The sequence below is a fragment of the Rhodoferax sp. GW822-FHT04A08 genome (genome assembly GCF_058801025.1).
The window spans coordinates 43,797-69,093 of sequence record NZ_JBXAMW010000001.1 but is presented as its reverse complement, the minus strand read 5'-3'; the positions used below and the strand labels follow the sequence as shown (position 1 = coordinate 69,093).

Below are 25,297 nucleotides of genomic sequence, written 5' to 3'. Positions count from 1 at the left end.
GCACGGCCATTATCAGGAGCGTCGCACGCCCGAAGCCCCCATGGCGCGGCTCAGCCACAGACTCGCCACCACCAAAGGCAGCGCAATGCCAAAGGACCAGCGGATGCCAAAGCTCTGCGCCACATAGCCCAGAAGTGGCGGCGCAAGTAGAAAGATCACGAACGCAGTTTGCGCCAGCGAGGCCACGTTCACCGTGGAAGGCCGATCGGTGCGCTGTGCCGCAGCTGACATGGCCAGGGGGAAGATGGCACTGCTGCCCACACCCAGCAAGGCAAAGCCCAGCAAGGATAGCCAGGGCACCGGTGACACGAACACCAGCACATCGCCCACTGCCAATACGCTGACCAGAATGCGCGCCACCGTGACCGGACTGTGGCGCTCCACAAAGCCGTCGGCGAAATAGCGCGTGAGGGCCTGCGCGGCGGCACCGGTGGCCACCGCCACCCCTCCCCAGAATGCGTTGGTGCCAAACACGTTTCGCATGTAGATGGCAGACCAGTCAAAACCGGCGCCTTCCAGCACCATGGCAGGCAGAGTGACCACCACCAACACCAGAATGGCAGCGGTTGGCAAGGCAAAACGCTGTGGCTCAGCCTGCGCATGGTTGTGATCGGCTTCGCGCAAAGGCGCCGCTTCAAACTTGCCCAGCAACAAGGCGGTACCCAGCAGTGCCAGCACCACCACACCGCTGAGATGCTGCAGCGGAGTCACGCCCAGATAGGCCATCAGGGCGCCCAGAGCCGCTGCAGTGAAAAAACCAATGCTCCAGAACGCATGCGAGCGATTCATCAGGCGACGCCCGCTCTGGTGCTCGGCGCGATCGGCCTCCAGATTCACCACCACTTCCACCGAGCCAATCAACAGCCCGGCAGGAAACAGGCAGCAAAACATGATCAGCGGCGAAGTCGCCAGCGAGGCCAGTACGTAGAAGATGGGCAGGCACGGCAGTAGCCAGAGCAGGGTGCGCCTGTGCCCCAGCCGTTCGATCACGTTGGCACCAAAGGTAAGCGAAATCAGGGTTCCGGCGGCAACGCCAATCAGTGCCAATCCGAAAGGGCCTTCCCCTACGCCCATGGCGTGCTGGATCTCAGCAAGGCGTGGAAAGAAACCGCCCATGCAGAACGAATACAGGAAGAAACATGCAAACACCCTGCGGTGCTGCGGCATGTCCACCCCCAGGCGCCACATTGGCGAATGCGCTGCTGTCATGCCGCCGTCTTGCGCCGTGATTTCCATGCGCCCGCCAGGATGACCAAGCCCGGGATCAGGATCATGGCCCAGATGATTTTGTCCAGATGCAGTTTGACCCAGGGAATGTTGCCAAAGAAGTAACCCACACTGATGATGCCCACCACCCACAAGGTGCCGCCCAGAACATCAAACACCATGAAACGTGAACGGGTCATCTGCGCCACGCCGGCCACAAAAGGCGCAAAAGTGCGCAGGAAAGGCATGAAACGCGCCGCAACGAGTGTGATGCCACCGTACTTTTCATAGAACGCATGCGCCTGGTTGAAGGCCTTCTTGTTGAAGAAGCGCGAATCTTCCCAGTGAAAAACCTTGGGTCCAATGAAACGGCCAATGGTGTAGTTGGACTGGTTGCCCAGAATGGCCGCGGCCAGCAGCAAGGCCACCGAGTAGCCGTAGTGCATCAGCCCCGCACCGCACATGGCACCCACCACGAACAGCAGCGAATCGCCCGGCAGGAAGGGCATGACCACCACCCCGGTCTCCACAAAAATAATCAGGAACAGCAACGCATACACCCACAAGCCGTAGTTTTGGATAAAAAGCTCCAGATGCTTGTCGACATGCAGAATGAAATCAAGGAGTTGGGGAAGAATGTCCATAACCTTCGATTATCTCTGGCTTGTTTGCCGCTCCTGTGACACCCGGCCATCGCCCTAAAATGGCTGGGTGAACGCCGTCCTCTCATCCCCCTCCCCCCGTCGCCCCATACGCGAGCTGCCCGACGAACTCATCAGCCAGATTGCCGCCGGTGAAGTGGTGGAGCGCCCCGCTTCCGTCGTGCGCGAATTGGTGGACAACGCATTGGACGCCGGCGCCACGCAAATCACCGTGCGCCTGCTGGCTGGCGGCGTGCGCCTGATCAGCGTCGAGGACGATGGCATGGGCATCGTGCGCGAGGAATTGCCCATTGCCTTCAGGCGCCATGCCACCAGCAAGATCGGCAGCCTGCTGGATCTAGAGTCGGTAGCAACCATGGGCTTTCGCGGTGAAGCGTTGGCGGCCATCAATGCGATTGCAGACTGCGCCATTCTTTCCCGGGTTGCGGGTACGTCAGAAGCGTTCCTGCTGGATGGACGCACGGGTGAATTGCGGCCAGTGGCACGCAGCACCGGCACTACCGTGGAAGTAAAGGAGCTGTTTTACAGCACTCCCGCACGACGCAAGTTCCTCAAGACCGATGCCACCGAGCTGGCGCACTGCATCGAATCCGTGCGGCGCCATGCCCTGGCCCGCCCCGACGTGGGCTTTGCCATCTGGCACGAGGGCAAGCTGATTGAGCAATGGCGCCGGTGCGTGGCCTATGACGTCAGCACGGGCCCGGTGGCGGACTCCACCGAGGCCATGGACGCGTTGGACCAGCGCCTGCACGACGTGCTGGGTGCCGACTTTGTAGCGCAAAGCATTCGCATCCAATGGGTCAGCCGCAACCCGTCGCAACTGCCACGCCCCGACGCACAACCCGCGCTGCGCGTCTGGGGCCGTGCCGGCATCCCCGACGCCGCACGCTCACGCGCAGACCAGCAGTTTGCCTACGTCAATGGCCGCTTTGTGCGTGACAAGGTCATCACCCATGCAGCGCGCAGCGCCTATGAGGATGTGCTGCACGGCAACCGCCAACCCATCTATGCGCTCTACCTGGCCATGGACCCGACCCGGGTGGACGTGAACGTGCACCCCACCAAGATCGAGGTGCGCTTCAGGGATAGCCGCGAAGTGCACCAGGCTGTGCGCCACGCGGTGGAAGACGCACTGGCCGTGCCGCGCGCACAGGCGGCGCAAAGCGCAGGAGATGGCGGCACTGCAGCAACGCCCTCTCCCACTTGGTCTCCTTCTGCTTTGGGTTCGGCGGCATTTGCCCCGGAGTCCAACCAGGCGATCAGCACGCCGATGTACTCGGCGCAGCCCAGCATGTCCTTTGGCACACAACCCCAGGGCGGACACCGCGTCAGCGAGTTGGGCGCCCTGTGGTCCAAGAGCCCTGCGCCCACCGTCGCGCCATCCACGCCTGCAACGGGTGCTGCATCTGCCCCCGCGGCTTCCAGCGAAGACTGGCCTTTGGGCCGTGCACTGGCACAGCTGCAAGGCGTCTATATCCTGGCAGAGAACGCGCAGGGTCTGGTGGTGGTGGATATGCACGCAGCCCATGAGCGCATCGTCTATGAGCGGCTCAAGAACCAGTTGGGCACAGCCAGCACAGCGGACGGCTTGCTGCAGGGTCTGTCCAGCCAGCCGCTGCTGATTCCCGTGACCTTTGCCGCCACACCGACCGAGGTGGCAACGGCAGAAGCGCATGCCGATACGCTGCACACACTGGGTCTGGAAATTTCACCGTTCTCACCCAAGACACTGGCCGTGCGCGCCGTGCCCAGCGCGTTGGCGCAAGGAGATGCCGTGGAGCTGGCACGCAGCGTATTGGCAGAACTCAGCCAACACGACGCCAGCACGGTGATCCAACGTGCGCAAAACGAGTTGCTGGCCACCATGGCCTGCCATGGTGCCGTCAGGGCCAACCGCAAGCTGACGATTGAAGAAATGAACGGCCTGCTGCGCGACATGGAAGCCACCGAGCGCAGCGACCAGTGCAACCACGGCCGCCCAACCTGGCGCCAGATCAGCCTGCGCGATCTGGATGCGCTGTTCCTGCGCGGCCGCTAGGCCCCTTCCCTTTCAGGAAAGAACCTTGGGTACGCGGTTGTTGCGCAGCCGGAATGCGTCGGGCATGCCCGAGCCCAGCAAAGGGCGCAGGTAGAGCCTGAATGCGTCCGTCACCCCGGTGCCGGAAGAATCGATGAACTCGTCTTCCATGGTGCGGGTCTTGCCTGCCACCGCGTCCAGCGGCAGCAGCTCATAGTCCACGGAATAGAAGCCGGTGCGCTTGATGGAAACAGAGCCATCCTTGCCACCCCACATGGCAAACTGCACGGCCTTTTCGCCAACCTCGCGCGCCTCGCGCTGGTCCACATCGGACACGCAGCCGATGAAGGAACGCTGCAGGTAACCGAAGGTATCACCACGTACCCGCTTGATCTTGAGCTTGCTCTTGATCTCCTCGCACAGCAGATCTGCCAGCGCCCCATTGCCGGACAACTGCACATTGCCATGGGCATCGTGCTCCAAATCCTTAGCCAGCAAGGTAGCAATGGGCGCACCGCTGGCGTCGTGAATGCCTTCGGAAACTGCAATGACACAGCGGCCGTAGCGCTCGTAGGTTGCCTTCACGTCGGCCAGGAACTGTTCCAGCACAAAAGTGCGCTCCGGCAGATAGATCAGATGCGGACCGTCGTCAGGGAATTTCTTTCCCAGTGCGGATGCGGCTGTCAGAAATCCGGCATGGCGCCCCATCACAACGCCCACATACACACCGGGGAGCGCGGCATTGTCCAGGTTGGCCCCGGCAAAGGCCTGCGCCACAAAGCGTGCGGCGGATGGGAAGCCGGGCGTGTGGTCGTTGCCCACGAGGTCGTTGTCAATGGTCTTGGGAATATGGATGGCGCGCAGCGGGTAGCCGGCCTTGCGCGCCTCTTCGCTGACGATGCGCACGGTGTCGCTGGAGTCGTTGCCACCGATGTAGAAGAAGTGACCGATTTGGTGCGCCCGCAGCACCTTGAAGATCTCTTTGCAATACGGCACATCGGGCTTGTCGCGGGTGGAGCCCAGCGCACTCGAAGGCGTGTTGGCCACCAGCTCCAGGTTGTGGCTGGTCTCCTGGGTCAGGTCCAGAAAGTCCTCGTTGATGATGCCACGTACGCCATGCATGGCGCCGTAGATGTGCGCCACTTGCTGGAAGCGTCTGGCTTCCAAGGCAACCCCCACAAGCGACTGGTTGATGACTGCAGTGGGACCACCGCCTTGGGCTACCAGGATTTTTCCAGAGGACATAGGGGTACGTTAGGTTTTGTCGGGCTGATCGGTGCTGAGCGCCTGAAAGGTCGCCCAATCGGTATCGCCATTGCTCTCCACCGCATCGGGCACTGGCAATGGTCTGACAGTGCGTCTACGCTCGACAAGCCCCAGATCCATGGCTTTGGATTTTTCGGGGACCCGGCCAACCTTGGCCGGGGCTGCTTCGGAGGCAGGTGGGGGGGACTTGCGGGAACTCACGTGGATTCACTGGGTATTTTTGATTTGGCTTGGAGCCACCTTTGCCTTCAACCCTGCAGGCCCACAAGGACCGCAAAATTTGAAAGAAATTGCAGTTTAACGACTGACAGCGGTTTTTCAAGCGATTTCCAGCAAACCCTTCCCTACCCATTCCCCATCGGGAGCATCAGTGCCCGCCGCCCAGGTAGGCCGCCTTCACGGCCGGGTCGTCGCGCAGCTTGGCAGCTTCGCCATGCACCGAAATACGGCCGTTTTCCAGCACATAGCCATAGTCCGCCACCTTGAGCGCCGCAGCAGCGAACTGCTCCACCAGCAACATGGTTACGCCACGGGATTTCAGGTCCTCGATGATGCGAAACACCTCCTCCACCAGAATCGGCGCCAGGCCCATGGAGGGTTCGTCCAGCAGCACGATCTCGGGGTTGAGCATGACGGCGCGGGCCATGGCCAGCATCTGCTGCTCACCACCGGACAGCGTGCCGGCCAACTGGTTGCGACGCTCTTTCAGGCGGGGAAACAGCTCCATGGCCTTTTCCAGATCCCCTTGCACATCCCCTTTGGGGCGGCTTCCGGTCAGGCGCGGGAAAGCGCCCAGGATCAGGTTGTCGGTCACGCTCATGGTGGCGAATACGCGCCGACCTTCGGGCGAATGGGCCAGCCCCAGCTTGGCAATGGTGTAGGACTCCAGTCCATCCACACGCTTGCCATGCAGGCTGATTTCGCCCGCAGTAGGTTTGATCATGCCGGAGACCGCGCGCATGGTGGTGGTCTTGCCCGCGCCGTTGGAGCCAATCAGCGTGACCACCTTGCCCTTGGGCACTTCAATAGAGATACCGTGCAGCACTTGCACCTTGCCGTAGCCGGCTGCCAGATTTTTGATACTCAACATGGTGAAATCCTGTTCTTATGCAGCGGTGCCACCGAGGTAAGCCTCGATCACTTTTTCATTGGCCTGCACTTCAGCGGGCTTGCCCTCGGCAATCTTCTGGCCAAAGTCCAGCACCGACACGTTGTCGCACACGCCCATCACCACGTCCATGTGGTGCTCGATCAGGATCACGGTGATGCCGTGGTCACGGATCTTGCGGATGATGGCGATCAATTCCTTGATGTCGGGCGCGGTCAGGCCTGCAGCTGGCTCATCGAGCAGCAGCAATTGAGGGTCCAACGCCAGCGCGCGGGCAATTTCCAGCAGGCGCTGCTTGCCATAGGGCAGATTGCGCGCTTCCTCGTTGGCCAGATCGGCCAGACCGACAAACTCGATCAATCCCAAGCCACGCTCAATGGAAGATGCTTCTTCCCGGTTGTAGCGCGGGCTGTGCAGGGCAACGTCCACGATGTTGCTGCGGAAGGTGTGGTGCAAGCCGACCTGCACGTTTTGCAACGCCGTCATTTCACCGAATAGCTGCACGTTCTGGAAGGTACGTGCAATGCCTGACAAAGCGATGTCGGAGGATGTGCGGCCGACGACGGAGCGGCCAGCGAACTCGATGGCGCCGGCTGTGGGCACGTAAATACCGGTCAGCACGTTCATCATCGTGCTCTTGCCGGAGCCGTTGGGGCCAATCAGTCCGTGGATGGTGCCGCGCTTGACCGAGATGTCGACCTGGTTGATGGCCTTGAGACCGCCAAACTGCATCAGCACGCCCTTGGCCACCAGCAAGTCCTTACCAGCGTCCGTGGCCGAGGCGTTCATGATGGCGTCCTTGTGGGCGCCAGCGGACAGCACCACGGCACGGCCGGCGCGCGGACCCTTGCGTACAAACAGGGTACGCACAAAGCCGACGATGCCGTCCTGCAGGTAATACACCACGAACAGGATCATCAAACCGAAGATGGATAGGCGCCAATCGGTAATCGACTGCAGCCAGAAGGAAAAGCCCGCCAGCGCCATCGTGCCCACCACTGGCAGTGCCATGGCCTTGGGCGTGGTCATCTTGCGAGCAATGGCAATGGCTCCTCCCACCAGCATCAGCACCGCCAGCGTAGAGGCCACCTGACGGAACAAGTCCAGATCATCCAGCAGCTTGGGCAAGATCACGATGATGGCCGCCCCCAGGAGCGAACCCACGCGTGACTTGCGTCCGCCCATGATCACCGCCAGCAGGAACAGCACCGTCAACTCAAAGTTATAGGTATTGGGCGAAATGTATTGCTCGGAATAGGAATACAGGCAGCCGGCCAGACCGGCAAAGCCGGCACTGATCACAAAGGCATACACCTTGTAGCGATACACCGACACGCCCATGCAGTCCGACGCGACCGGGCTGCCACGCAGGGCTTCGAAGGCGCGCCCCAACTGGGACTTGAGAATGCGGTCCACCACCACCAGCGAGATCACCATCAAGGCCAGCACGGTCCAGTAGAAACCGTTTTCATTGAGCTGCATTCCCGCAATGCTGGGCTTGGGGATCTTGATGCCCAGAGGTCCTTCGGTGAGGAAGTCCATCTCATTGATCAGGATCTGGATGATGGTGCCAAAGGCCAATGTCACCATGGCCAGGTAAGGGCCCGTCACCCGCAAGGCCGGCAGGGCCAGCAGCGCACCGAAGCCTGCCGTCACGCCTATGCTGGCCGGGATGATCACCCACAGCGGCGCACCCAGTTTCATGAAGAACACGCCAGCCGTGTAGGAGCCCACACCGAACAGACCTGCGTGTCCCAGAGAGACCTGGCCTGTGTACCCCACCACAATGTCCAGACCGAACAGCAGGATGGCGTAAATCATGATCGTTCCGATCATGTGGATGTAATACGGGTTGCTGGTGTAGAGCGGCGCAGCCGCGAGGACGGCAATACCAACGATGCCGGAAATTAGAGACTTGCTGTTCATGTTCAGACTTTCTTGATCGCGGTTTTGCCGAACAAGCCGGAAGGTTTGAGTGCCAGTACCAAGAGCAGCAGCACCAGACCGGGAACGTCCTTGTAGCCGGTGGACAGGTAGAAGCCGGTGGTGGTCTCGGCCACACCCAGGATGATGCCACCCACGATGATGCCCATACCGCTGGTCAGGCCGCCGATGATGGCCACCGCAAACGCCTTGAGACCGAGCACCGCCCCCATGGTGGCACCGGTCAATGTGAGGGGCGCAATCAATGCGCCGGCAAATGCCGCTGTGGCGGACGACAGCGCGTAGGAGAAGGTGATCACCAGCCCGGTATTGATACCCATGAGCTTGGCCGCGTCACGGTCATTGAAGGTGGCAACCACGGCCTTGCCGTAAATGGTCTTGCGGTTGAAGAACTCCACCGCCAGCATCATCAGCACCGCACCTACCACCACCAGCACTTCCATGGGCAGCACATTGGCGCCCAGGAACTTCATGGGAGATTCCGGCAGGGGCGAAGGGAACTTCAGGTCGTCACGACCCCAGATGTTCTCAGCCACATTCTTGAAGATGATGCCCAGCGCGATGGTGGACATGATCCAGCCGAACTCGCTCTTGATCTTGATGGCGGGAGCCACACCGATGCGCTCTACCACCGCACCTTGTACCAGACCAAACACAATCACCACCGGCAGCATGGCCCAGTAGTTCATACCCTTGTTGACCAGTGTCAGCCCCACCATGGCACCCAGCATGAGCGCATCACCCTGACCGAAGTTCAAGGTGTCGGAGGTCTGGAAGGTCAGTTGGTAGCCAAAGGCAATGACCGCGTAAATCATGCCCAGCGCAATACCGCTATAGACAAGTTGTAACAGGATTTCCATAAGTGGGTCTCTTGCAAAAAATCAGTGAATGAACTGCGCTCCGGCTGAAAAAAGGCACCGCGCCAGCCTTGTGGACTGGGGCGATGCCCGGAGCATTGCCAGCAATGCGAGGCTTATTTTTTGATGACCAGAGCGCCCTTGGCGTTCACGTCCTTCACACGCACTTCGGAAGCCTTCTTGAAGTCGGCTTCATAGGCGTACACCACGCGCTGGCCCTTGACTTCACCGAACACGGGGATGTTGGCGGTGATGGCTTCATGGTCCTTGGCGGTGAAGGGCTTGTTGTAAGTGGTCACCACGCCTTCAACCGGAGCCTTCAGGTCTTCCAGTGCGGCCTTGATCTTCGGGCCTTCGGTGGAATTGGCCTGCTTGATGGCGGCGGCCAGCAGGTAGATGGAGTCATAACCCTGCGCTGCCGACACAGGCGAGTCGATGCGGGCATTCTTGGGGTTGAAGGTCTTCAGGTAGTTGATGATGAAGGATTGACGCTTGGGCGTTGTAGGTTCTTGAATAAAGGTTTGCGGCATGCGTGCACCTTCTCCACCGGGGCCGGCGTTGTCGATGTAGTTGGCCATAGACAGGGTCCAGCTGCCGACCATGGGAACTTTCCAGCCCAGCTTGGTCATGCCGTTGGCAATCTGTGCCAGCTCAGGTCCGATGCCGTAGGTCAGGATGGCTTCTGCACCGGCTTCCTTGGCCTTGAGCAGCTGTGCCGTCATGTCCACATCCTTGATGTTGAACTTCTCTACAGCCACTGGCGAAATACCCTTGAGCTTGAGCGCGGCCTCCAGGTCGGCGCGGCCGAGCTGTCCGTAGTTGGTACTGTCAGCCAGGATGGCGACCTTCTTGAAGCCACGCTTGGCAATGGCCTCTTCCACGATCATGGGGGCCTGGATGCTATCGTGCGCGGCATTGCGGAAGATGTAGTTTTCGGGCTGGTCATCAAACTGGTGGGTGATGACGGAGCCGGTGGCCACGTTGTTCATGACGGGAATCTTGGCTTCCTGGTAGAAGCGTTGCGAAGCCAGGGCCACACCGGTGTTGATGAAGCCCACGGTCGCGGTGACCTTTTCCTTGTTGATCAGTTCTTGCGCGATTTGCACGCCACGCTCGTTCTTGGCCTCGTCGTCACGCTCGACGACTTGCAATTGCCGACCCAGCACACCGCCAGCCTTGTTGATTTCATCCACGGCCAGCTTGACGCCGTCACGCATGCTCACCCCCATGGAAGAAGAACCACCGGTGAAGGGGCCAGATACGCCGATCTTGATGGGGTCTGCAGCCTGTGCCATGCCGGCAAAACCGAGGATGGCAGTGGAAATGGCGATAAGGGAGGCGCGTTTGGCGAATTGAAATGTCATGTTGTCTCCATATTGAAAATAAATCCTGCGACGTGCTTGCCAACCAGCTTGCTGACTGTTGCCGTCAACGCCCAAATCTGATGTTCGGGTCGATGCAGTAATCTAAACGAATTTATCAAACTTCGCCGTCGTTCTTTTTGCTTGCCGATAGCAAAAGGCACTTATTTGCCTTGAGAAATTTTCAGTGGCAAGCCCAAAAAAATTAATCGTCAAAATACTTAAGGGTTAACCCCTGTCGCCGGGGAGACTCGCACAGATTTAGTGCGGCACTGCCCGAGAAAAGAAGTTGAGAACGATGACGCCTGAAGAGATCAATCCAATGCCGATGAACGCGGGTACATCCAGCTCCTGATTGAACAGCAGCCAGCCCACCAGCGTGATCAGCACCACACCCACGCCCGACCACACCGCATAGACCACGCCCACAGGCATGGTGCGCAGGGTCAGCGACAAAGTGTAGAAGGCGGCGGCATAGCCCAACACCACCAGCACGGAGGGCAGCAATTTGGTAAAGCCATCGGACGCCTTCAGCGCCGAAGTGGCTATGACTTCCAAAACGATGGCAACTGCCAGATACAACCAGTTCATGCTTTATCCCGCCTTGATGCAACGGCCCACTAGAATCATCCGGCTGATGACCCTCCCTCCCGACTCTACAACTACGCATGCCGCGCGCCTTCCTCGCAACCGACGCGTTCTGACAGAAATACGCTCCTTGTGGCACCTAGCCTGGCCCATTCTGATCGGGCAACTGGCCACGGTTGGCATGTCTGTTACCGACGTGGCCATGGCAGGGCACGCGTCCGCGCAGGACTTGGCCGGCGTGTCACTGGGCGTGTCCATCTGGAACATGACCATGCTCACCTTGATGGGCTTGTTGATGTCCATCAATCCGCTAGTGGCCCACCACGTGGGTGCCGAAGAGCATCATGCCATTCCCCACCTGGTGCGCCAAGGTTTGTGGAAGGCTCTGGCAGTGGGGCTGCTGGCTTTCGGCATCGCCAATCTGGCGGCCCAGGTATTTGATGTCATGAACCTGGAGCCCAAGGTGCGTGCGGTGGCCAAGGACTTTGTGCACGTCGCCAGCTTCGGCCTGCCGGCCTTCTCCTGCTACCGCGTGCTGTACGGCTACAGCACCAGCATCAACCAGACCAAGCCCATGATGGTGATTGCCCTGGTGGCATTGCTGCTCAATGGCTGCATCAACTGGTTGCTGGTCTTTGGCAACGGGGGCTTTCCTGCCCTGGGCGGCGTGGGCTGCGCCTGGTCCACCATGCTGTGCGTGTGGTTCAACCTGGGTGCCATGTTGCTGTGGATGCGGCTAAGCCCCGCCTACCGCCGAACCTGGCCGTTCACCCACTTTGAAGGACCCAATGCCGCCAAGCTGCGCAGCCTGTTCCGCCTGGGATTACCCATAGGCGTGACCTACTTTGCCGAAACCAGCGCCTTCAGCCTGATCGCGCTCATGGTTGCCAAGTTTGGCAGTGCCCAGGTGGCAGCGCACGCCATTGCATTGAACTTCACCTCGCTGACTTTCATGGTGCCGCTCAGTCTGGGGCTGGCCCTGCTGACCCGCGTGGGGCAGAGTCTGGGGGCACAGGACCCGGTGACAGCGCGCTTTCGCGCCTGGGTCGGGGTGGGCGTGTCGCTGGCCTTTGCCATCCTGTCGGCGGCCGGCATGGCACTGATGCGTCATGGCATTGCGTCTGCCTATACCAGTGACGCCACTGTTGCGGCAGTGGCCGCGCACCTGCTGCTCTTTGCCGCCCTGTTCCAGATATCCGACTGCACACAGGTGGTCCTGAGTTGTGCCATCCGCGGCTACAAGGTCACGCGCTCGCCCATGGTGCTGCATCTGGCGGCCTTCTGGGGTTTTTCACTACCCCTGGGCGTGGTGTTGGGGTTAGCGCCGCAGTGGCTGCCTTTTGCGCCAGCGCAGCCCATGCAAGCGCAGGGATTCTGGATTGCGCTGGTAGTCGGCCTGACCGTCGCTGCCACCGGCCTGGCGTTCATGCTGCACAACGTAACGCGCAAACGCGTTCTTGCGAGCTGACCCATGCAGCCTATAGCCATGACCGACACTCCCGCCCACAACCGCATGTCCACCGCCATGGTGGTCTTGACGCTTTCCATGCTGCTGGGCCTGCAACCCATCACCACCGATCTCTATCTGCCGGCCCTGCCCGGTCTCACACAAGACCTGGGGGCCAGCATGGCGCAGGCCCAGCTCACGCTCTCTGCCCTGCTGCTGGCTTTTGGCGCTTCGCAGCTGGTGTGGGGCCCGGTGTCTGACCGCTTCGGGCGCAGGCCGGTTCTGCTGGTTGGCCTGCTGGCCTACCTGGTGGCGTCCATCGCCTGTGCGCTGGTGTCCACCATGGAGCAACTGATCTACTGGCGCACGCTGCAAGGCATTGCCATGGGTGCTGCCGTGATGTGCGCACGCGCCATCGTGCGTGACCTGTATGCGCCGGCACAAGGCGCCACCGCCATGTCCAAGGGCTTGAGCGGCCTGGGCGTTCTGGCCTGCATTGCAGCGCCGCTGGGGGGCATGCTGACCGCGCTGTGGGGTTGGCATGCGGCCCTGTCGGCGCTGGCCGCGTTTGGCGCGCTGGCTCTGGTCTTGATCGCCTTGCGCTTTGAAGAGACCGTGCCCCAAAAAAATCCGCGCGCACTGGAGTGGCGAACCTTGTTGCGCACCTGGCTGCACATTCTGCGCAACCCGGAATTCGTTGCCTTCTCGGCACTCTCACTGTGCTCCTACGGCGGACTCTTCACCTTTCTGGCAGCATCGTCCTTCGTCTACATCAAGGTACTGGGCTTCACCACCACGCAATATGGTCTGACCATGTTCCTGAACTCCTCCATCTACCTGGCCGGCACATTTGCATGCCGCCGCATGGTGCGTCATCTGGGCGTACGACGCACGGTGGCCTGGGCTGGGCTGGCTTCGCTGGCCTGCGGCATCGGCATGCCCTTGCTGGCCTGGTTGGGCTTTCGCGCGGGTTGGGCCATCATGTTGCCCATGAGCGCCTTCATCTTCGGTCATGGCATACACCAGCCCTGTGGGCAAAGTGGTGCGGTAGGCCCCTTCCCGCAAGCGGCTGGCGCAGCTTCTGCCATGAATGGTTTTCTGATGATGCTGGCAGCTTTTTTCACCGGGCAATGGTTGGGCACGCATATGGATGGAAGCGTGTTGCCACTGGCCTGGGGCATGGGCTTTTGGAGTGTGCTACTGGTCCTGAGCGCCTGGACCCTGGTGCAACGCTATGGCGAGAACTGAGTCCGCACCCCTGCCCTTTCACATCGCGCTGGCAGGGCCAACTGCTTCGGGCAAGACCGCAGCCGCGCTGGAAATCGCCAGGCGCTGGGACGTGGAAATCATCAGCGTGGACTCTGCGCTGGTCTACCGCGGCATGGACATAGGCACCGCCAAGCCGAGCGCTGAGGAGCGTGCCGCCGTAGTCCACCATCTGATCGACATCCGCGACCCTTTGCAGGCCTATAGCGCGGCCGAATTTGTGCGTGATGCCCGCGCACTGATGCGGGACATCCAGGCGCGCGGCAAACTGCCCTTGCTGGTGGGCGGCACCATGCTGTACTTCAAGGCCTTGTTTGACGGACTGGACGACATGCCACCGGCCGATGCAGCCGTACGTGAGGCCCTCTCGCAGGAAGCCCTGGAAAAAGGCTGGCCCGCCATGCATGCCCAACTGGCGTTGGTGGACCCCGTTACCGCACAGCGCCTGGCGCCGGCGGACAGCCAGCGCATCCAGCGTGCGCTGGAAGTGTTTCGCGTCAGCGGGCTGCCACTCTCGCATTTTCATGCGCGGCAATCCGAAGGCGACGCGAACGTGCACACCGGCGCCCTGATTTCCCTGGAGCCCACCGACCGCGCTTGGCTGCACGCACGCATTGCGCAGCGTTTTGACGCCATGCTGGCGGCAGGTTTCCTGAAAGAGGTCGTGGCACTGCGCGCGCGCGGTGACCTGCATATCGATCTGCCCTCCATGCGCTGCGTGGGATACCGTCAGGCCTGGGAGGCGCTGGATGGCCTGTGGCCCATGGCCGAGCTGCGCGACAAGGGCATTTTTGCCACGCGCCAATTGGCCAAACGCCAGATCACCTGGCTGCGCTCCATGCCGCAGCGTCACATCGTGGCCTGCGATCAGCAAGATGCACTGAGCCACGTACTGCACCAGGTGGATTTGGCCTGCCGGGCGCACCATCCCACACCATGACCCTGCACATTCGAAACTTGAGCAAACACTATGGCGATACACCGGTGTTTGCCAACGTGACGCTGGACGTGGCGCCAGGCGAGTTTGTAGCCATCGTGGGGGAATCGGGCGTGGGCAAATCCACCTTGCTCAATTGCATGGCCGGCCTGGACCATTGGGACAGCGGCAGCGTGCAACTCCAAGGCACGGACCTCGCCACACTGGACGAAGACGCACGCGCGCTGCTGCGTCGTGAAAAGGTGGGCTTTGTCTTCCAGGCTTTCCACGTGCTGCCGCATCTGGACGTGGCACAGAACATTGCCCTGCCCTTGCTGCTGCTCAACCGGCCCGACGACGCACGGGTGCAGGCCATGCTCGATGCCATGGGTATGGGCATGCTGGGTCGGAGGCTGCCGCAGCAGCTCAGTGGCGGTCAGTTACAGCGGGTGGCCATCGCCCGTGCACTGGTGCACAAGCCGCGCCTGTTGCTGGCAGACGAGCCCACCGGCAATCTGGATCCGACCACGGCAACCTTGGTCATGCGCGCGCTGGTGGACCAATGCCGGGCCCACGGCGCCTCCCTGGTCCTGGTCACCCATTCGGTAGCCGCTACGGAACAGGCGGACCGTGCTCTGCAACTGCGTGCCGACGGTCTGCAGCCGCTTGCTGGCTAGGGCATGCGGCCTGGGCGCCGGTTGCAATTGCCGCGGATTCTCACAGACTGTTACACCTTGGGCAGGCCATTTCCCGCGGGCAGCAATTAAGCTCGGCGGGACTGGAGGAAACCCGACCCATGAGCTGGAAAATTTCACGCTTTTCATCGAGCCTGCTGGGGCTCCTGCGTGATGCGGATGTCGAAACGCAAGCTCCTTCCCAGACCGAACTGATACGCGCACGCATGATGGATTGCATGGCCGATTACCTGGACCGCCATTGCACGCAGCGCCCGGTATGGCGCAAAGTCATGAATGCGCCCGACATACAGTCGCTGTGGTATCTGCGTAGCGAAGTCATGCACCTGCTGTGTGACTATTGCGGTGAGACCTTGGCCACCCGAAAGATTCAAGCCATTACCGAGCTGTTTCGCGGCCACGTGCCCGCTGCCCAGTTCGCCAGCAGCCAACGCAGAAACTAGGTTTGGGCGTGGCACCACGGGCGCGCCCGCAAACCCGCACAATGCGGGGATGTTTTCCCCTTTGTGGCCACTGCTCAAGACGTTTTCCCTGCAGGAGCTTTTGCACCACCCTTGGCGCAATGTGGCCGCCGTGGTGTCTGTCATGTTGGGTGTGGCACTGGCATTTGCCGTCCACCTGATCAACGCGTCCGCACTGGCCGAGTTCTCGCAGGCGGTGCGTTCCGTGGATGGAAAGGCAGATCTGGAGTTGCGCAGTACATCGGTCAATGCCGAATTCAGTGAAGCGATCCTGTCCACCTTGCTGCAACGCCCTGAGGTTTCCATTGCAGCACCGGTGCTGGAGCTCAGCACCTACGCCCTACTCGACGGCACCGGCGGCAAACCGCCACAACGTCAGCTGCTGCGCATCGTCGCCGTGGACGCCTTGCAGATGGGCCTGCTGGCGCCGGACCTTATGCCACTGCCGTCGGGCAATGACGGTCGCATGGCCCTGTTTGCTCCCGACACGGTATTCCTGAATGCAATGGCCAGCCTGCGTCTGGGCAGCACCCAAGTGAACCTGCAGCAGGGTATGCAACTGAAGTCTGCGCGGGTGGAAGGCACGGTGCGGGCCGGTGGCAGTCCGCTGGCGGTGATGGACATTGGGGCAGCACAGGACTTTTTTGGCAGACAAGGGCAGCTCAGCCGCGTGGACATACGCCTCAAGCCCGGCACCGACCGAGACGCTTTCGTGCGCGCCGTGCAGTCCACACCCGGCTGGAGCAAGGATGTCGTGCTATCCCCACCCGGTGATGCGGCCGAGCGCGTCGGCAACCTCTCGCGCGCCTACCGTGTCAACCTCACGGTGCTGGCGTTGATCGCCCTGTTCACTGGCGGCTTTCTGGTGTTTTCCGTATTGGCCTTGAGTGTGTCGCGCAGGGCACAGCAGTTTGCCTTGCTGGGCGTGCTGGGCCTGACCGGGCGCCAACGGCTACAACTGGTCCTGCTCGAGGCCGCCGTGCTGGGGCTTTTGGGCAGTGCACTGGGTATCGCGCTGGGGACCGGGCTGGCCGCCACAGCGCTTCGACTGCTGGGCGGGGATTTGGGTGGCGGTTATTTTTCCGGCGCTGCGCCAGCATTGCAGTGGAGCTATGTCGCTGCCATGGTCTTCGCCACCCTGGGCGTTGCCACGGCCCTCCTGGGAGCCTGGTGGCCTGCCCGCCTGGCTCAGGCGCTGCCCCCGGCGCAAACACTCAAGGGGCTCGGTGCCTCGCTGGCGCGGCACCAGCGCGCCTGGGTCGGACCGCTGGTACTGTTGACGGGTGTCTTGCTGGCCTTGATGCCACCCGTGGCTGGAGTGCCCTTGGCGGCCTACGTCAGCGTGGGCCTGTTGCTGATGGGCGGCATCGTCGCCCTACCCTGGCTGGTGGGCGTGGTACTGGATCGGCTGGCGCCTTGGGTGGCCCACAAGGCCTTGCCCATGCTCGCCGTGGAGCGCGCGCGCCGCGTGCGGGAGAGTGCGGCCGTGGCCGTCAGCGGCGTGGTTGCCTCCCTCAGTCTGGCCGTGGCGTTGACCGTCATGGTGAGCAGCTTCCGGCTTTCCGTGACCAGCTGGCTGGACACCGTGCTGCCTGCATCCCTCTACGTGCGCAGCGCCGTGCATGGCAGCGCCAATGAGCTGAGCTACTTCGATGCCGCCTTCGTGCAGGCTGCATCGCATGTGCCAGGCGTGGAGCGCGTCAGCGTGCAGCGCAACGTGCCTTTGAACCTGGACGATTCGCGCCCTGCGGTTGCCCTCATGGTGCGCAGCCTGCGCGACCCTGCAAGCGGTGTGCTGGGCCTGCCGCTGGTGGGAGAAGCGTTGCCGGTGCCCGTAGGACAGATTGGCATCTATGTGAGCGAAGCCATGGTGGATTTGTACGGCGCGCGGACGGGCACCCGATTCACGCCCCTGGAGAAGATATTTGCCGCAGCCCCTCACCCAGGCTCCGCTGCCGCGCCGGTATTTTTCGTGGCCGGTGTATGGCGTGACTACGCCCGCCAGTTCGGCAGCATTGCACTGGACCGGGCTGACTTTGCCCGGCTCAGCGATGACACCCGGGTCAACGACATTGCGTTCTGGCTCACACCCGAAGCCAGCGTGGATGGCGTGGAACAAACCCTGCGCGATCTGGCCGACCGACTGGACCCCGCGGGCGGCGGCCATGCGGGTCAGTTGCTGGAATTCGGCTCGGCAGCGCAAATACGTGCCATCACGCTGAAGATTTTTGATCGCAGCTTTGCCGTCACCTACTGGCTACAGGCGGTGGCAGTGGGTATAGGCCTGTTTGGCGTGGCGGCAAGCTTCAGTGCACAGGTATTGGCACGGCGCAAGGAGTTCGGGTTGCTCGCCCATCTGGGGCTGACTCGGCGGCAGATTCTGCGCGTGGTTGCCATGGAGGGCGCGACATGGACCGCGTTGGGCGCACTGGCAGGTGTGCTGCTCGGCCTGGCCGTATCCGTGGTGCTGGTGCACGTGGTCAATCCGCAAAGCTTTCACTGGACCATGGAGCTCACCATTCCGTGGTTACGTATGCTAACGCTTTCTGTGGCCGTTATTGCGGCAGGCACCATCACCGCCTGGGTGTCCGGGCGATCGGCCGCCGGTCGCGACTCGCTGATGGCCGTCAAGGAAGACTGGTAATGCGTCGGATTGAAGGTTGGCTCAGGTTGCCTGGGGCCTCGCCATGGCCGACAATGGCAGCCATATAAACGACGGGCTGATGGCTTTGCCGCGCCCTGTACTCTCCGGGAAGGAAACGCAACATGCGATGGAAGTCGATTGCCCTTGCCTGCGCCGCTCTGGTGGCGTGGGGGGCACATGCTCAAACCGAGACCCTGATGGTCAAACGCGCCGCCGAATTGCGGCAAGGCCCTTCAGAAACCACACCGACGGTGATCTCCCTGCCAGCACAAACACAGATCACGCGCCTGCCTGAACGTCAGGGCCCGTGGATGCACGTCAAGACCGATGCCGGACAGGTCGGCTGGATCCATATGTTCGACGTGGGTTCGGCAGCGTCCACCGCCAGTTCAGGCGGCGGCGCCAGCGGTGCCTTGCGCGGGCTGACCAACTTCTTTGTCAACAACGGCGCCAAGACCACCACTACTGCCACATCCACCGTGGGCATACGCGGCCTGGGCGCCGAGGACATTGCCAATTCGCAACCCAATATGCAGACCTTGAAGCAGGCCGAAGGCCTGCGTGTGGACGCGGCACAAGCCAAACGCTTTGCCAGCGACGAACAATTGACGGCAAGGGCGGTGGACCCACTTCCTGCGCCGCAACCTCCGGCGGCGGCCCCGGCTGGGGATGACGTATTTGGCACCGGCAAACGGAGAAACTGATGAAACGCGCCATACCAACTCTCACACTCGCGCTGGGATTGAGCTGTGCCCTGCTGAGCGGTGCACAAGCTCAGGATCTGGGATCGGCCCTGGGGGGATTGCTGCAAAACCTGGGCAAGTCCGGCAACAATTCCAACAGCAGCAATTCCGAAGGTCTGGGCAAGCTGCTCAACCTCAACGGCAGCAACAATGCTGCGCCGACCAACAACGCCAAGTCCGAAGGGCAAGATCTGGTTGGCCTGCTGACGCAGTCACTGGACCAGATCGACGAGCCCAAGGAAATCGAAATCGGACGCAACCTGGCCGCGGTGTTGCTGGGTGCCAAACCCATGCATCCCAACATGGCGCTGCAGCGCTACGTCAACCGGCTGGGACGCTGGATCAGCCTGCAATCCTCGCGTCCGGACCTGCCCTGGACGTTTACCGTGTTGGATGACAACGGCTACAACGCCTTTGCCGCCCCCGGTGGCTACATCTTTGTGACCAAGGGGCTGATTGATTCGCTCAAGGACGAGTCCGAACTTGCCGGTGTGCTAGCGCACGAAATCAACCACGTGATTTCCAAGCACCATCTCAAGGCGATCCGCAAATCGGCGCAGACCGGTCTGTTGACCAAGCTGGTGGCCAGCCAACTCAGCAAGAACGTGCCAGCCGGCCTGTCCGAGCAATTGCTCAATATCGGGCGGGACCTTTACTCCAAGGGTCTGGACCAGAGCGACGAACTGGAAGCAGACCGCAATGGCGTGGCCTTGGCAACACGCGCCGGCTTCGACCCCTATGGTCTGGTGGCCGTCCTGACGCAACTGCGCACGGCTGCGCCCGACAACCCCATGTTCACCTTGCAGATGAGCACCCATCCACCGGCCCAAGTCCGCCTGGATCAACTGGAAGTCGCCATGGGGCAGCGCCTGGACCAATTCTCTGGAACGCCGCCCATGCCCTTGGCACCCCGACTGGCCAAGCTGGGGAATAGCAAATAGCGCTTCCTGAATGACCAACGCAAGCCGTCGACGCCTGTTGGGCAAGGGCTTGCTGGGTGCCTTGGCAGCCCGGTCTGGCTTGGGCGCTACCGATCTGCGTGCCGCGCCAGCAGCAACGTCGGTGGCCGAAGTCAGGCCGCGCCACCTGGTGTTTCCGCGGGATGCCGGCGCCCACCCGGAGTTCAAGACAGAGTGGTGGTACATCACCGGCTGGCTGGGCCAACCGGAAGCCAGCCATGGCTTTCAGATCACCTTCTTTCGCAGCCGTGTGGACGGCACACAGGGCATGCAATCACGCCTGGCAGCGCGACAACTGCTGTTCGCCCATGCGGCCATCACCGATGTACAGGGCAAGCGCATGTGGCACGACCAGCGCATCGCCCGCTGGTCTGGTGAAACACCCGGACAAAACCCTGCCGACAATGCTTCGGCCAGCATGTTGGACACGGGGGTCGTCCTGCGCGACTGGTCCCTGCTGCGTGAGGGAAGCGATCTGCGGGCCCGCGTGACGGCCGAGGACTTCTCCATGGACCTGCGCTTTGGCACCACCCAGGCAGTGCTTCTGCAGGGTCAGCAAGGCCTCTCGCGCAAAGGGCCAGATACGCGCCAGTCCAGCTATTACTACAGCCTGCCGCAGCTCAAGGCCAGCGGCGTACTGACGCTGCAAGGCACGCCCGCCAAGGCGGATACGGGCACTGCGTGGCTGGACCATGAGTGGAGCGAGGAAATGCTGGCCGGTGGCGCCGTGGGGTGGGACTGGATGGGCATCAACCTGTTTGACGGCAGCGCCCTCACAGCCTTTCGTCTGCGCGACAACCGTGGCAACGCCATCTGGGATGGCGGCTCGTTCCGCTCCGGCGTCACCCAGTACACCTTCAGCCAGGGCGAGGTGATCTTCAAACCGGTACGCTTTTGGCAAAGTCCGCTGAGCCAGGCCCGCTACCCGGTGGAATGGGTGGTGCGCACCCCCGCTGATTTCTATACGGTCAAGGCCGTGGTGGACAACCAGGAACTCGATAGCCGTAACTCCACGGGCGCGATCTACTGGGAAGGCCTGTGCGAAGTGTGGGACAGCAACAACCACCGGGTCGGCCGTGGATATCTGGAAATGACCGGATATGCTTCGGCGCTCAGACTCCAGGGCTGATCCCCGCTTGCCAATCCCTGCAAATTGGCGGTTGCTATTGCAGCAATCGCCCCCACCTTCGCTGCCATGACCAAAGAACGCCCCAAAGCCAGCAATCCCAAATCCCTTTCCGGTCTTCTGCCGTTTCTCAGGCCCTACCGTGGCCGCATTGGCCTGGCTCTGGTGTTTCTGGTTCTGGCAGCCATGGCGACGCTGGCGTTTCCCCTGGCACTGCGCAGCCTGATCGACGGAGGCCTGGTACAGGCCAACAAGGGTGAACAGGTCATGGCTTTGCGGGAGCATTTCGCGGTGCTGTTCGCGGTCGCGGTGGCGCTGGGGTTGACGTCTGCTGCACGCTTTTACATGGTGAGCTGGCTGGGTGAACGGGTCACTGCGGATTTGCGCAATGCGGTGTACCGGCATGTGCTGCATCAAAGTCCCGAATTTTTTGAAACCACGCAGACCGGTGAAGTGCTCTCGCGCCTGTCGGCCGACACCACGCTGGTGCAGACCGTGGTGGGTTCCTCACTCAGCATGGGCCTGCGTAACCTCGTGATGGGAGTGGGCGCACTGGGCATCCTGATATGGACCAACCCGGTCGTCATGCTGCAAGTGGCGCTGGTGCTGGTGCTCATCGTGCTGCCCAGCCTGTGGTTCGGGCGCCGCGTGCGCAAGCTCTCCCGCGCCAGCCAGGACCGCGTGGCCGATTCCAGTGCCATTGCGGCTGAGGTGCTTAACGCCATTCCGGTGGTGCAAAGCTATACCGCCGAACACCGTGAATCCGACCGCTTCACCCAATCCACCGGCCAGGCATTTGACACCGCCCTGCGCCGCACACGTGCACGCTCGGTGCTGGTGGCCTTCATCATCATTGCCACTTCTGCAGCGCTGCTGTGGGGCCTGTACCAGGGCACGCAGGCCGTAGTTGCCGGGCGTATCACCGCGGGGCATCTGGGTCAGACCGTGGTTTACGTGATCATTCTGGCGGGGGCATTTGCAGTGCTGGGCGAGGTGTACGGGGATTTGCTGCGGGCTGCGGGTGCCACCGAACGCCTGATGGAATTGCTCCATACGCAATCGCCCGTGACCTCGCCAGCCAGTCCGACTGAGGCGCCCATGCCCGTCAGTGGCAGCGCCATTGCCTTTGAGGCACTGGGCTTTCACTACCCATCCAGGCCGGGTCAGGCGGCGTTGAGCGATTTTTCGCTGGTCATTCAACCGGGGCAGACCGTGGCCATCGTCGGTCCCAGCGGCGCGGGCAAGAGCACGGTGTTCCAGCTGCTGCTGCGCTTTTATGACCCGCAAAGCGGCCGCATTGTGCTCGACGGAGTCGATACCCGAAAGATGTCGCTGCACGCCTTGCGCCAGCGTGTGGGCATTGTTCCGCAGGATGCTGTCATCTTCTCCACCACGGCCATGGAAAACATCCGCTACGGCAAACCGGGTGCCAGCGACGACGAGGTGCGGGCAGCAGCCAAGGCGGCCTTTGCCGACACCTTCATCGCCAACCTGCCGGAGGGATATGACACCTTTCTGGGTGAACGCGGCGTACGCCTTTCAGGGGGACAGCGCCAGCGCATCGCCATCGCGCGTGCCATGCTCAAGAACCCGCCTCTGCTGCTGCTGGACGAAGCCACCAGCGCGCTGGACGCGGAGAGTGAACGTGTCGTGCAGGAAGCACTGGAGTCCGCCATGCAAAACCGTACGACGCTGGTCATTGCGCACCGCCTGGCCACCGTGCAAAAGGCCGATCTGATTGTGGTGCTGGACCACGGTCGCCTGGTGGAGCAAGGCACCCATGCGCAACTGGTTGCGCTGGGCGGTGTATACGCTGGCTTGGCCGCCCTGCAATTCAACGCCTGAGGCACCGGGCCCCGGTGGAAGGGGCTCTGCGCGCTTGAATTGGTGCCTCTGCGCTCGTACACTTGGCGGTGTAACCCTATCCACTTCAGGAGCGCGCAATGGATCCAGTCAAGGCAAAGTCCACGGTCCCGGTGCAGGCGACCGAAAGCAGCAAACCCAAGCAGTCCGCACAAAAGGACCGCACTGAAGTGCAACCAGACGCCAATGCGGCGAAGAAGTCTGCCGACGCCCAGCCCAAACCCACCACCAACACGCGCGGCGAAAAGCTGGGGCAGCATCTGAACGCGGTCGCCTGAGTTTCACACCCAAAACGGCAAAGCGCACCATGGTCGCCATTACCGCCACCACCTACGCCACGCCTTCTGCCCAGGCGTGGCAGGGCCGTGCCAAGCTGGAACAGGCGCGCCGTGAAGCCGACGAGGCGGAGTCCGAAGCCAAGCAGTTGCGTACCGAGGCAGACCAGGCCGAGCAGGATGCACAAAAAAGCCAGGCCAAAGTGAACACTCTGAGCAACCAGTTGGCCCAGGCAGACAGCACTTACGCTTCGCAGCTGCGTAAGAAGGTCGCAGTGTCCGAATCCAAGAAGGTGCAGGACTTTCTGGCGCCAGTGGTTGCGGCCGCAGACAACAGTTTTTCCTTTCCTAGCAATCCGCTGCAAACGAGCAGCAACCCTTGGGCTTCGCTCAGCCAGAACCCGAAAAGCGGCAGATTTGTCGATCAGACGGCCTGATGCGGCGCCACGTGCCCTCAAGCCAGGTCATAATTTTTTTGCATAGTTTGAGATTATTCCGGCCTTAGACAGTTGGTCGGCAGGGGCATACAGTGCGGGCATCACAAGAGCACTCACTGGAGCAACATGAACGCAAACACCCCTAATCTGGCACCCATCAATCAGATTCCCAATCCCTACGGTCACTCGCTGCCCTCCTATCTGCAGGCGGACAATCTGGGGCCTTGGGGCGTGTATCTGCAACAGGTGGATCGTGTCATCCCCTATCTGGGCCATCTGGCGCGCTGGGCCGAAACCCTCAAGCGCCCCAAGCGGGCCCTGATCGTGGACGTCCCCATTGAACTGGACAACGGAACCATCGCCCACTTCGAGGGCTACCGGGTCCAGCACAACACCTCGCGCGGCCCCGGCAAGGGTGGCGTGCGTTTTCACCAGGACGTCACGCTGTCTGAAGTCATGGCCCTATCCGCCTGGATGTCAGTCAAAAATGCTGCGGTCAATGTGCCCTACGGTGGCGCCAAGGGCGGCATCCGGGTCGATCCCAAGACGCTGTCGCGCGGTGAACTGGAGCGCATGACACGCCGCTACACCAGTGAGATCGGCATCATCATCGGACCTACCAAGGACATCCCGGCACCCGACGTCAACACCAACGAACAAATCATGGCCTGGATGATGGACACCTACTCCATGAACGAAGGTGCCACGGCCACGGGCGTGGTGACGGGCAAGCCGATTGATCTGGGCGGTTCCCTGGGCCGGCGGGAAGCCACGGGCCGTGGCGTGTTTACCGTAGGTGCCGAGGCTGCACATCACCTGGGTATGGATATCTCCAAGGCCCGCGTTGCCGTGCAGGGCTTTGGCAATGTGGGGGGCATCGCAGGCAAGCTGTTTGCGCAGGCAGGCGCTCGCATCGTCGCGGTGCAGGACCATGGCGGAACCATCTACCGTGAGGCGGGTCTGGACGTGCCGGCTTTGCTGGCCCATGTGGCCACGCAAGGCAGTGTGGCCGGGTTCGCACAGGCAGAATCCATTGAACCCGATACTTTTTGGGACGTAGACTGCGACATCCTGATTCCCGCGGCCTTGGAGCAGCAGATAACCAGCAAGAATGCTGGGCGCATCAAGGCCCGCATGGTCATTGAAGGGGCCAATGGTCCCACCACGCCCGAGGCAGATGACATCCTGCATGAACGCAACATCCTGGTGCTGCCAGACGTGATTGCCAACGCAGGTGGCGTAACGGTGAGCTACTTTGAATGGGTGCAGGACTTTTCCAGCTTCTTCTGGACCGAAGACGAGATCAACGCCCGTCTGGTGCGCATCATGAAGGAAGCCTTTGCCGGCGTCTGGCATGTGGCGCAGGAGAAGAAGGTCAGCTTGCGCACCGCCACCTTCATTGTGGCCTGCACACGCATGTTGCGTGCGCGTGAGCTGCGCGGCCTGTATCCCTGAT

General features: G+C 61.7%; 23 protein-coding genes. 14 read left to right on the top strand and 9 right to left on the bottom strand.

Annotation, left to right across the window (positions count from 1 at the left end; genetic code table 11):
* Nucleotides 1–12: 12 nt before the first annotated feature.
* Both AC1RMF_RS00330 and AC1RMF_RS00325 read right to left on the bottom strand, forming a co-directional pair.
* Entirely contained in the window at nt 13–1,236 is a 1,224-nt protein-coding gene (locus AC1RMF_RS00330) for an MFS transporter (RefSeq protein ID WP_493138649.1), read from the bottom strand.
* Nucleotides 1,206–1,850, bottom strand: a complete 645-nt coding sequence (locus tag AC1RMF_RS00325) for a VTT domain-containing protein (protein ID WP_342618145.1) — start codon at nt 1,848–1,850, stop codon at nt 1,206–1,208. Before AC1RMF_RS00325 ends, AC1RMF_RS00330 begins: the two co-directional genes overlap by 31 nt.
* Before the next feature lie 67 nt (nt 1,851–1,917).
* On the opposite strand from AC1RMF_RS00325, the gene mutL reads away from it, so the two are divergent.
* Nucleotides 1,918–3,906 carry a DNA mismatch repair endonuclease MutL gene (gene mutL / locus AC1RMF_RS00320; protein WP_493138647.1) on the top strand — a complete coding sequence of 663 codons (1,989 nt, stop codon included), beginning with the start codon at nt 1,918–1,920 and terminating at the stop codon, nt 3,904–3,906.
* A 12-nt stretch (nt 3,907–3,918) separates the two neighbouring features.
* Here the strand turns inward: mutL and AC1RMF_RS00315 are convergent, their stop codons facing one another.
* The 7 genes from AC1RMF_RS00315 to AC1RMF_RS00285 form a co-directional block, all read right to left on the bottom strand.
* Nucleotides 3,919–5,130, bottom strand: coding sequence for a 6-phosphofructokinase (locus AC1RMF_RS00315; protein ID WP_342618147.1), 1,212 nt, complete (start codon nt 5,128–5,130; stop codon nt 3,919–3,921).
* Between the two features lie 9 nt (nt 5,131–5,139).
* A complete protein-coding gene (locus tag AC1RMF_RS00310; protein WP_342618148.1) occupies nt 5,140–5,352 on the bottom strand; it encodes a hypothetical protein in 213 nt (70 codons plus the stop codon).
* Between the two features lie 166 nt (nt 5,353–5,518).
* On the bottom strand, nt 5,519–6,241 hold the full coding sequence (locus AC1RMF_RS00305; protein WP_342618149.1) for an ABC transporter ATP-binding protein: 723 nt from the start codon (nt 6,239–6,241) through the stop codon (nt 5,519–5,521).
* A gap of 15 nt (nt 6,242–6,256) precedes the next feature.
* Entirely contained in the window at nt 6,257–8,185 is a 1,929-nt protein-coding gene (locus tag AC1RMF_RS00300; protein WP_493138644.1) for a branched-chain amino acid ABC transporter ATP-binding protein/permease, read from the bottom strand.
* Nucleotides 8,186–8,187: 2 nt separating this feature from the next.
* Nucleotides 8,188–9,063, bottom strand: coding sequence for a branched-chain amino acid ABC transporter permease (locus tag AC1RMF_RS00295; protein WP_342618151.1), 876 nt, complete (start codon nt 9,061–9,063; stop codon nt 8,188–8,190).
* 113 nt (nt 9,064–9,176) lie between these two features.
* The gene (locus tag AC1RMF_RS00290) at nt 9,177–10,355 is read right to left on the bottom strand and encodes an ABC transporter substrate-binding protein (protein WP_342621169.1); all 1,179 of its coding nucleotides are present in this window, start codon (nt 10,353–10,355) and stop codon (nt 9,177–9,179) included.
* Nucleotides 10,356–10,682: 327 nt separating this feature from the next.
* Nucleotides 10,683–11,012 carry a DMT family transporter gene (locus AC1RMF_RS00285; protein ID WP_493138642.1) on the bottom strand — a complete coding sequence of 110 codons (330 nt, stop codon included), beginning with the start codon at nt 11,010–11,012 and terminating at the stop codon, nt 10,683–10,685.
* 127 nt (nt 11,013–11,139) lie between these two features.
* Between AC1RMF_RS00285 and AC1RMF_RS00280 the strand changes: the two genes are divergently transcribed.
* From AC1RMF_RS00280 to AC1RMF_RS00220, 13 genes are all read left to right on the top strand, one after another.
* Nucleotides 11,140–12,477: an MATE family efflux transporter gene (locus tag AC1RMF_RS00280; protein ID WP_493138640.1), complete on the top strand. Its 1,338-nt coding sequence runs from the start codon at nt 11,140–11,142 to the stop codon at nt 12,475–12,477.
* A gap of 18 nt (nt 12,478–12,495) precedes the next feature.
* Nucleotides 12,496–13,704 carry a multidrug effflux MFS transporter gene (locus AC1RMF_RS00275; RefSeq protein WP_493138638.1) on the top strand — a complete coding sequence of 403 codons (1,209 nt, stop codon included), beginning with the start codon at nt 12,496–12,498 and terminating at the stop codon, nt 13,702–13,704.
* Nucleotides 13,691–14,662: a tRNA (adenosine(37)-N6)-dimethylallyltransferase MiaA gene (miaA, locus tag AC1RMF_RS00270; protein ID WP_493138636.1), complete on the top strand. Its 972-nt coding sequence runs from the start codon at nt 13,691–13,693 to the stop codon at nt 14,660–14,662. Before AC1RMF_RS00275 ends, miaA begins: the two co-directional genes overlap by 14 nt.
* Nucleotides 14,659–15,315 carry an ABC transporter ATP-binding protein gene (locus AC1RMF_RS00265; protein WP_493138634.1) on the top strand — a complete coding sequence of 219 codons (657 nt, stop codon included), beginning with the start codon at nt 14,659–14,661 and terminating at the stop codon, nt 15,313–15,315. The genes miaA and AC1RMF_RS00265 overlap by 4 nt, the downstream gene beginning before the upstream one ends.
* Nucleotides 15,316–15,434: 119 nt before the next feature.
* On the top strand, nt 15,435–15,776 hold the full coding sequence (locus AC1RMF_RS00260; RefSeq protein WP_342618157.1) for a hypothetical protein: 342 nt from the start codon (nt 15,435–15,437) through the stop codon (nt 15,774–15,776).
* A 49-nt stretch (nt 15,777–15,825) separates the two neighbouring features.
* Entirely contained in the window at nt 15,826–18,438 is a 2,613-nt protein-coding gene (locus AC1RMF_RS00255; protein WP_493138632.1) for an FtsX-like permease family protein, read from the top strand.
* 122 nt (nt 18,439–18,560) lie between these two features.
* Nucleotides 18,561–19,142 carry an SH3 domain-containing protein gene (locus AC1RMF_RS00250; protein WP_342618159.1) on the top strand — a complete coding sequence of 194 codons (582 nt, stop codon included), beginning with the start codon at nt 18,561–18,563 and terminating at the stop codon, nt 19,140–19,142.
* Complete coding sequence (locus AC1RMF_RS00245; RefSeq protein WP_342618160.1) at nt 19,142–20,122, top strand: M48 family metalloprotease; 981 nt, start codon at nt 19,142–19,144, stop codon at nt 20,120–20,122. Before AC1RMF_RS00250 ends, AC1RMF_RS00245 begins: the two co-directional genes overlap by 1 nt.
* A gap of 10 nt (nt 20,123–20,132) precedes the next feature.
* The gene (locus AC1RMF_RS00240; protein ID WP_493138629.1) at nt 20,133–21,269 is read left to right on the top strand and encodes a lipocalin-like domain-containing protein; all 1,137 of its coding nucleotides are present in this window, start codon (nt 20,133–20,135) and stop codon (nt 21,267–21,269) included.
* Between the two features lie 66 nt (nt 21,270–21,335).
* A complete protein-coding gene (locus AC1RMF_RS00235) occupies nt 21,336–23,111 on the top strand; it encodes an ABC transporter transmembrane domain-containing protein (RefSeq protein WP_342618162.1) in 1,776 nt (591 codons plus the stop codon).
* Nucleotides 23,112–23,209: 98 nt separating this feature from the next.
* Entirely contained in the window at nt 23,210–23,407 is a 198-nt protein-coding gene (locus tag AC1RMF_RS00230; protein ID WP_342618163.1) for a hypothetical protein, read from the top strand.
* A 29-nt stretch (nt 23,408–23,436) separates the two neighbouring features.
* Nucleotides 23,437–23,841, top strand: coding sequence for a hypothetical protein (locus AC1RMF_RS00225; RefSeq protein WP_493138627.1), 405 nt, complete (start codon nt 23,437–23,439; stop codon nt 23,839–23,841).
* 126 nt (nt 23,842–23,967) lie between these two features.
* Nucleotides 23,968–25,296 carry a Glu/Leu/Phe/Val family dehydrogenase gene (locus AC1RMF_RS00220; RefSeq protein ID WP_493138626.1) on the top strand — a complete coding sequence of 443 codons (1,329 nt, stop codon included), beginning with the start codon at nt 23,968–23,970 and terminating at the stop codon, nt 25,294–25,296.
* Nucleotide 25,297: the final 1 nt, after the last annotated feature.

Bases quoted from the DNA above. Each gene is read 5' to 3' on its own strand.
- AC1RMF_RS00330 (WP_493138649.1), bottom strand. From the start codon at position 1,236: ATGGAAATCACGGCGCAAGACGGCGGCATGACAGCAGCGCATTCGCCA.
- AC1RMF_RS00325 (WP_342618145.1), bottom strand. From the start codon at position 1,850: ATGGACATTCTTCCCCAACTCCTTGATTTCATTCTGCATGTCGACAAG.
- AC1RMF_RS00315 (WP_342618147.1), bottom strand. From the start codon at position 5,130: ATGTCCTCTGGAAAAATCCTGGTAGCCCAAGGCGGTGGTCCCACTGCA.
- AC1RMF_RS00305 (WP_342618149.1), bottom strand. From the start codon at position 6,241: ATGTTGAGTATCAAAAATCTGGCAGCCGGCTACGGCAAGGTGCAAGTG.
- AC1RMF_RS00300 (WP_493138644.1), bottom strand. From the start codon at position 8,185: ATGAACAGCAAGTCTCTAATTTCCGGCATCGTTGGTATTGCCGTCCTC.
- AC1RMF_RS00295 (WP_342618151.1), bottom strand. From the start codon at position 9,063: ATGGAAATCCTGTTACAACTTGTCTATAGCGGTATTGCGCTGGGCATG.
- AC1RMF_RS00290 (WP_342621169.1), bottom strand. From the start codon at position 10,355: ATGGCACAGGCTGCAGACCCCATCAAGATCGGCGTATCTGGCCCCTTC.
- AC1RMF_RS00285 (WP_493138642.1), bottom strand. From the start codon at position 11,012: ATGAACTGGTTGTATCTGGCAGTTGCCATCGTTTTGGAAGTCATAGCC.
- AC1RMF_RS00275 (WP_493138638.1), top strand. From the start codon at position 12,496: ATGACCGACACTCCCGCCCACAACCGCATGTCCACCGCCATGGTGGTC.
- miaA (WP_493138636.1), top strand. From the start codon at position 13,691: ATGGCGAGAACTGAGTCCGCACCCCTGCCCTTTCACATCGCGCTGGCA.
- AC1RMF_RS00265 (WP_493138634.1), top strand. From the start codon at position 14,659: ATGACCCTGCACATTCGAAACTTGAGCAAACACTATGGCGATACACCG.
- AC1RMF_RS00260 (WP_342618157.1), top strand. From the start codon at position 15,435: ATGAGCTGGAAAATTTCACGCTTTTCATCGAGCCTGCTGGGGCTCCTG.
- AC1RMF_RS00255 (WP_493138632.1), top strand. From the start codon at position 15,826: ATGTTTTCCCCTTTGTGGCCACTGCTCAAGACGTTTTCCCTGCAGGAG.
- AC1RMF_RS00250 (WP_342618159.1), top strand. From the start codon at position 18,561: ATGCGATGGAAGTCGATTGCCCTTGCCTGCGCCGCTCTGGTGGCGTGG.
- AC1RMF_RS00245 (WP_342618160.1), top strand. From the start codon at position 19,142: ATGAAACGCGCCATACCAACTCTCACACTCGCGCTGGGATTGAGCTGT.
- AC1RMF_RS00240 (WP_493138629.1), top strand. From the start codon at position 20,133: ATGACCAACGCAAGCCGTCGACGCCTGTTGGGCAAGGGCTTGCTGGGT.
- AC1RMF_RS00235 (WP_342618162.1), top strand. From the start codon at position 21,336: ATGACCAAAGAACGCCCCAAAGCCAGCAATCCCAAATCCCTTTCCGGT.
- AC1RMF_RS00230 (WP_342618163.1), top strand. From the start codon at position 23,210: ATGGATCCAGTCAAGGCAAAGTCCACGGTCCCGGTGCAGGCGACCGAA.
- AC1RMF_RS00225 (WP_493138627.1), top strand. From the start codon at position 23,437: ATGGTCGCCATTACCGCCACCACCTACGCCACGCCTTCTGCCCAGGCG.
- AC1RMF_RS00220 (WP_493138626.1), top strand. From the start codon at position 23,968: ATGAACGCAAACACCCCTAATCTGGCACCCATCAATCAGATTCCCAAT.